This window comes from Microcystis sp. M53598_WE2, assembly GCF_030067735.1.
GTDB lineage: Bacteria > Cyanobacteriota > Cyanobacteriia > Cyanobacteriales > Microcystaceae > Microcystis > Microcystis aeruginosa.
In genome coordinates this window covers 1-7,115 of sequence record NZ_JASJFE010000305.1, presented here as the reverse complement: position 1 = coordinate 7,115, position 7,115 = coordinate 1, and the positions used below count along the sequence as shown (strand labels likewise).

The following is a 7,115-nucleotide window of genomic DNA, read 5'->3' as shown; positions in this document are numbered from 1 at the left end:
TTGGAACGAAATAGAGGCTTTTAAAGACTGCGTACATGGAGAATTAAAACAAGAATTACCCTCGAAAAGCCTATTTTTCCACTAAGTATTTATGCTCATTGCAAAGGTGAGATGCTCCCGTTTCCAAACAACAAACGGTAGTATCTCGTTAATAAAACTACCGATACCCGAATCCAGAGATTGTTTTCTAGCGATCCCTCTAGACCACGAAACGAAGTTAATATCTTCAACAAAGATATTATCAGCAAAATCGCAAAGGTAATGAGCTAACTTAAAATGCCAATCTCTACGAGTATTAGACACTTTTTCATGTAATCTTGCTATCTTCTCTTGGAGTTTTAACCAATTGTTTGAGCCTTTGACTTGATGTTTCAAGCGTCTTTGTAGCAATTTAAGCTTACTCTGTACTTTCAACAAAAATCGAGGGGCTTTGATTAAATCTCCTCGTGAAGTAGCGACAAAACTCTCAATCCCCGCGTCAATTCCTAAACAGGTCTTCCCCACTGTCATATCGGGAACTAATTCCGTAGATTGGAAGGAAACCGAAACGTAAAATCCCGACGCTTTGCGGATAATTCGAGCTTGTTTAGGCTCGAACCAGGGCGGGTACTTTCTGGATTTCCTAATCCGAATTTTTCCCAATTGTGGAAAATTTAAGTATTCGTCACCTAAGAAGTTTATTGTAGGGGGTCTAAGTGGGTTTTAGCCTAACTGCCCAATCAAACAACAATCTTAAGCTTTATCTCCTCAGTCCTCAACAGTGGTACAATTGCCGTCATAGCTAGGGGTGTCTGAGGCAATCAGGCTGAGAAAGACCCTTAGAACCTGAGACTGGGTAATTCCAGCGTAGGGAAGCTGTTTACAGAGGAAATAAAATTATGAGACAAGAATGGGTTGCCCCCCGGCGCGGACAAGCAAATGTATCGCAAATGCACTACGCCCGTCAGGGGATAATTACCGAAGAGATGGCTTATGTGGCAAAACGGGAAAATCTCTCTCCCGAATTGATTCGCAGCGAAATCGCCCGAGGAAGACTGATTATTCCCGCTAATATCAATCACCTCAACCTCGAACCTATGGCGATCGGTATTGCTTCTAAGTGTAAAGTTAATGCTAATATCGGGGCTTCCCCTAACTCCTCGAATATTAACGAAGAACTGGAAAAATTACACCTAGCGGTCAAATACGGCGCGGATACGGTGATGGATCTCTCCACCGGTGGCGGTAATTTGGACGAAATTCGCACTGCGATTATCAATGCTTCTCCTGTCCCCATCGGTACTGTACCCATCTATCAAGCGGTGGAAAGCGTTCACGGCAATATTGAAAAACTCACCCCCGAAGATTTCCTCCATATTATCGAAAAACACGCCGGGCAAGGGGTAGATTATATGACGATTCACGCGGGAATCCTCATCGAACACCTGCCTTTAGTCAAAACCCGTCTGACCGGGATTGTCTCCCGGGGCGGTGGTATTATTGCTAAGTGGATGCTGCACCACCACAAGCAAAATCCTCTCTACACCCATTTCGATGAAATTATCGAGATTTTCAAGCGTTATGACGTTTCTTTTAGTCTCGGTGACTCCCTGCGTCCCGGTTGTACCCACGATGCTTCCGATGCGGCCCAATTAGCGGAATTAAAAACCCTCGGCCAACTGACGCGCCGCGCTTGGGAACACGATGTACAGGTGATGGTGGAAGGGCCTGGCCATGTTCCCATGGATCAAATTGAATTTAATGTGAAAAAACAAATGGAGGAGTGTAGCGAAGCACCTTTCTATGTTCTTGGTCCCCTTGTCACCGATATTGCTCCAGGGTACGATCATATCACTTCGGCGATCGGGGCGGCTCTGGCGGGTTGGTACGGGACGGCGATGTTATGTTATGTCACCCCGAAAGAACATCTCGGTTTACCCAACGCTGAAGATGTGCGAAATGGCTTAATTGCCTACAAAATAGCGGCTCATGCGGCAGATATCGCCCGTCATCGTCCCGGAGCGCGGGATCGTGACGATGAACTCTCCATTGCTCGTTATAATTTCGATTGGAATCGTCAATTTCAGTTATCCTTGGATCCCGATCGCGCTAAGGAATACCACGATGAGACTTTACCCGCAGATATCTATAAGACGGCGGAGTTTTGTTCGATGTGTGGACCGAAATTCTGTCCCATGCAAACTAAAGTCGATGCCGATGCGATTACGGAATTAGAGAAGTTTCTCGCTAGTCAGAATCAAGACAATTTAACCCCGGTTTAAAGGGGAGTTAAGGGAAGGGCTGATTTGATTTCAGCCCTATTACTAGGATAGAAGTCAAAATTCTGGGAATAGCCGCCGATTTTTTGACTAATTGACCCGTTTTTCTAGATATTGACCGATCATCAATTCTTGACCGGCGCGAGAGATAATAGTTTGTCGGGTGCGATATTGTTGACCGATGAGTTTAATTTCTTCTTCAAAGACAGAACCGGCGTATTCTGTTCTCAGACAGAGAGTAGAGGGGTTAGGAAAGGTATAAATGGCACTAACGGGTTTATCCGTCGCAAATCCCCGATCGCGATAGAGAATATTATCTAAAATGCCGAATATAGTCGAACCGTTGGAGGGTTTTTTACTCTGGGGACGCAGATAATTACTTTGCCAAGTCACTTCCGTGCCACCTAATAAAGCTATATCTTCCAGATTATGTAAACGGGCAAGTTGAATTAATGGTTCGCTGCCTTGGGGTAAATATTTAATCTCGATGGCGCTGATAACTTCTTGGGGTTCCGTTTCTTGAGTGAGGGTGTAATAACGTCTCTGGGATTGCCAGCGTCCTTCTGTCTGCTTAAAAAAGGCTAAAGCCGAGGTTTCCAGCGATAATTGGGCGGTTTGAATTAATGTCATAGAAATAAAACCTTTCCTGTTTTTTGGGAGAGCAGATTTGTTATCCTTTGTCAAGAGTTTGCCAGAGAATTGTTACACATCTTAATACAATTATAACCTTGCGGGGAAATTAAGTGGTAGGGGTGTTGAGGGAGATAATTGGGAAAAAGTCGCACAGATACAGCAGTTACAGGGAAAAAAGGGAATAAGATTGCTAAAACCTGCCAGCTTATCCTAGTTAGGGCTTGCTGAATAAATGTGAAATGTAGGCAAGGTAAGAGTTTTGTGGCTTTTCTCGCGGAACAGGTGCAAGATTTTGAGAGAATCGTCCTTCAAAACATTGCGTCTTCATCGGCCCGCGTCCTGTAGGGGCGAAGCATTCGGGCAATAACCTATCGGTGAAACCATAGATTTTCTATCCGAATGCTTCGCCCGTACTTTTTCAGCAAACCCTAGTTAATTCCATCTACCCTTATCTATCGATTAATTCTGTCAAATTGGCTACAGTCAGGCCGAGGTTCTTCCCCCAACCCCTTTTTTACTTTTTACTTTTCACCCGATCTGCCCGGTCTTGCTATTGTTAAAAATATAGGTGCGAAACGTTTAGGCATGAAATAGGGCTGAAATGCCTGAAATAACCGCCTAGTAAGGTCTTCAGTCCCCTGACTGAATCTAAGAGGTCAACCCTGACCAACCTTATAACTGTTTATATGTCCCGACGTTTAGTATCACCTGATACCAAGCTAGGCAAGGGGACTCAAGGTCAAAACACTTTGTAACAATTATTTACAATTGCTACAAAGGTGAGAGTAACGGCGATAGCCACCCCCAGATTCAGAAAATCACAATTCTGGGACTGAAGCGGGGAACGGAAGGCTCCGAGGTGTAACCCAACACCAGAATCGAGACCACTGCCAACCATCCATGATTAGGCGTGAGCCGAATGTCTGACCTGAACCATCGTAATAACTAAGCAGTGAAATAGGTTGAAACACTGCGTTCAAAGGAATAAGGGGAAAAGTAAGGACTTCTATACTTCACTTACACAGACCTGTTAAAGTACCCCGGTGGATAGGATAAATCTAAAGATGGAATGCCCATATAAACGGAACGTGATAAGCCCTTTTAGGCTCTGAGTATCGGTCGAAATACCCAGTAGCGATAAGTGTAAGCGCAAGCCTTAAAGGGTGTGAGATGTGACCAAAAGCCAACGCCTAACGGTAATAGTTAGGATATGCTGACGGGTTACGGTTTGAATGTAAGGATAGAGTCTAGTAGGAGTCTATATGACGAAAGCGAGAGAAGGTAAAGGGTTCGGGAAACCGAAAACCACTAAGACTACGAATGTATGGAAAAACATCAGTTGGGCAAAAGTCCAAAGATATGTTTTCAAGCTCCAAAAGAGGATATACCAAGCGGCTAAATCGGGACAGGATGCAAAGGTTAGAAGGTTGCAACGTCTATTGGTGAAATCATACTATGCTCGTCTATTAGTAGTTCGCAAAGTAACCCAAGATAATCAAGGAAAGAAAACAGCAGGAGTCGATGGAGTGATAGCAATATTCCCAGAACAAAGGCTAAATCTAACCGAAGAAATCAAGGGAACACTGAAAGCAAAACCGCTAAGAAGGGTATGGATTCCTAAACCCGGCAGGGATGAAAGACGCCCATTAGGAATACCTACCATTAAAGACAGAGCTAGACAAGCGTTGATTAAATCGGCACTCGAACCAGAATGGGAGTCAAAAATGGAAGGAACTAGCTATGGTTTCCGACCGGGAAGGTCTGCCCATGACGCTATATCAAGGATATACGTCACTATCAATACAGGTAGCTACTTTGTATTAGATGCCGATATTGCTAAGTGTTTTGACCGAATTAATCACAACTTTTTACTGTCAAAAATTCATTGTCCAAGTTCCCTGAAAAAAGACATTAAACAATGGCTCAAAGCAGGAGTATTGGATAACGGTGTATTTGAAGAAACAGAAACAGGGACACCACAAGGAGGGGTAATAAGTCCACTACTAGCCAACATCGCACTGGATGGAATGGCAAGACTAACTGAAACGTTATTTCCCAAAAAGAAAGACACTAATCAAGCTGTTCTCATAAGATACGCCGATGACTTTGTAGTGATTTCCCCATCACTCGAAATCATTGAACAGTGCCAAACTGCCATCTCCGAATGGTTAAAACCGATAGGATTAGAACTCAAACCAGAAAAAACCAGAGTGTGTCACACACTCAACCCCATTGAGTACAATGGAAAAATGGAAGAACCCGGTTTTGATTTTTTAGGATTCAACATCAGGCAATATCCAGTAGGAAAATACAAATCTGGGAAAACAGGAGGGAGAGGAAGCCGATTAATTGGTCACAAAACCCTCATTAAACCCAGTCAAAAAGCAGTTAAAGCCCACACAGAAGCGATTAAAGGTGTAATCAAAAAACACAAAACAGCACCTCAATCAGCCCTGATTAGTCGACTAAACCCAATCATTAGAGGTTGGGCTAACTACTACTCAGGAGTAGTATCCTCAGATACCTTCAATAAACTAGATTACACAATCTGGTTAATGTTAAGGGCATGGACAGTATCAAGATGTGGTAAAGCGAACTACAAAAAGCTGAGTAACTATTTCAGACCGGGTACAATTAAACTCAGCAACGGGAAAGAAAGACACGAATCTTGGTTATTCAAAACCAAAGATGGTCTCTATCTATGGAAACATAATTGGACACCAAAGGTCAGACATACCCTAGTACGCCCCGACGCATCACCATTTGACGGAAATTGGACTTACTGGGCGACCAGACGAGGACAAGCAATCGACACACCGACAAGAGTAGCCAAACTACTTAAGAAGCAACAAGGCAAGTGTAGCCGATGTGGGCAGTATTTCACCCCATCGGATTTAATTGAAGTTGACCACATTCACCCTCTAAGCCTAGGCGGAAAGGATGAATATAAGAACCTTCAATTACTACACCGCCACTGCCACGATGATAAATCGGCATCTGATGAAAGCCTAAAATCATCTAGTTTGACACCTAGTCAACCCAGATAATACAAGGCTAACCAAAAGAAGTCAAGCGGCATCCTTAACAAGGGAACAGTCAAACTAGGAGCCGTGTGATGCGAAAGTATCACGCACAGTTCTGAATGGGAGGGGAGGTCGGTGACGACCTTCTCGACCCCTAATAACCTCCGAACAAGGTCTCAACTCCGTGCAGTTAAAACAAGTAATCATCGCCCATAAGGCCAACCATCCCCAAAGTAAAGCATGGGCGGAAAAATGCGCTAAACAGTTAGAAGCCCGTCAGTGTAAAGTTTTAATGGGACCCAGTGGCTTTAAAGATAATCCCTATCCAGTATTTTTAGCCTCAGCATCGGAAAAAATCGACCTCGCCATCGTTTTGGGCGGAGATGGAACCATTTTAGCCGCCGCTCGCTATTTAGCTCAGCAAGACATTCCAATTTTAGCGGTGAATGTCGGCGGCCATCTGGGATTTTTAACGGAACCTTTTGAGATTTTCCAAGATACGGAGACGGTCTGGGAGCGTTTACAATCCGATCACTACGCGGTACAACAACGGATGATGTTAACGGCCAGAATCTATGAAGGGGATAAAATAAACCCCCAGGCAGTGAGCGAGGCATTTTATGCCCTGAATGAGATGTGTGTGAAACCCGCTAGTATCGATAGGATGCCCACCTCGATCCTCGAAATCGAAGTGGACGGGGAAGTAGTAGATCAGTACCAAGGGGACGGCCTATTAGTGGCTACTCCCACGGGGTCCACCTGTTACACCGCTTCCGCTAATGGCCCGATTATACACCCCGGCATGGAAGCGATCGCTGTCACCCCGATTTGTCCCTTGAGTCTCTCCAGTCGGCCGATTGTCATTCCCCCGGCATCTCTGGTCAGTATTTGGCCTCTGGGAGACTACGAATTGAACACTAAACTCTGGATGGATGGCGCTTTAGCCACTTCTATTTGGCCTGGGCAATGGGTGGGAGTTACCAAAGCCGAAAAATTTGCCCAATTTATTATCCTGCGGGAAAGCTATTCTTTTTATCAGACTCTACAGGAAAAATTGCAATGGGCCGGGGCAAGAATTCATTATGATGGCAATCGTCATAATTAGGGTTTGCGGCAAAAAGTTTTTCGTGGGGGCAGGGTGTAGGGTGTAGGGTTTTACCGATTTTGAAGGGGTCAATTACCTAATTTTCAGGGAAAAAGT

The 7,115-nt window shown here is 44.4% G+C and carries 3 protein-coding genes, 2 pseudogenes and 1 riboswitch; of the genes and pseudogenes, 3 read left to right on the top strand and 2 right to left on the bottom strand.

Annotated features, from left to right (window positions below; genetic code table 11):
• Window positions 1-117: 117 nt before the first annotated feature.
• Window positions 118-687 (bottom strand): annotated as a pseudogene (locus PX636_RS06640) (RNA-guided endonuclease InsQ/TnpB family protein); the annotation flags it as partial.
• 86 nt (window positions 688-773) lie between these two features.
• Window positions 774-870, top strand: a riboswitch (TPP riboswitch).
• An 8-nt stretch (window positions 871-878) separates the two neighbouring features.
• Between PX636_RS06640 and thiC the strand changes: the two are divergent.
• Window positions 879-2,261: a phosphomethylpyrimidine synthase gene (gene thiC, locus PX636_RS06635; RefSeq protein WP_004162805.1), complete on the top strand. Its 1,383-nt coding sequence runs from the start codon at window positions 879-881 to the stop codon at window positions 2,259-2,261.
• Between the two features lie 87 nt (window positions 2,262-2,348).
• Here the strand turns inward: thiC and PX636_RS06630 are convergent, their stop codons facing one another.
• Window positions 2,349-2,888 carry a phycobiliprotein lyase gene (locus PX636_RS06630; protein ID WP_045361336.1) on the bottom strand — a complete coding sequence of 180 codons (540 nt, stop codon included), beginning with the start codon at window positions 2,886-2,888 and terminating at the stop codon, window positions 2,349-2,351.
• Window positions 2,889-4,153: 1,265 nt separating this feature from the next.
• Between PX636_RS06630 and ltrA the strand changes: the two are divergent.
• Window positions 4,154-5,996, top strand: a pseudogene (ltrA, locus tag PX636_RS06625) (group II intron reverse transcriptase/maturase).
• Between the two features lie 102 nt (window positions 5,997-6,098).
• Complete coding sequence (locus PX636_RS06620; RefSeq protein ID WP_012266983.1) at window positions 6,099-7,019, top strand: NAD(+) kinase; 921 nt, start codon at window positions 6,099-6,101, stop codon at window positions 7,017-7,019.
• Window positions 7,020-7,115 lie beyond the last annotated feature (96 nt).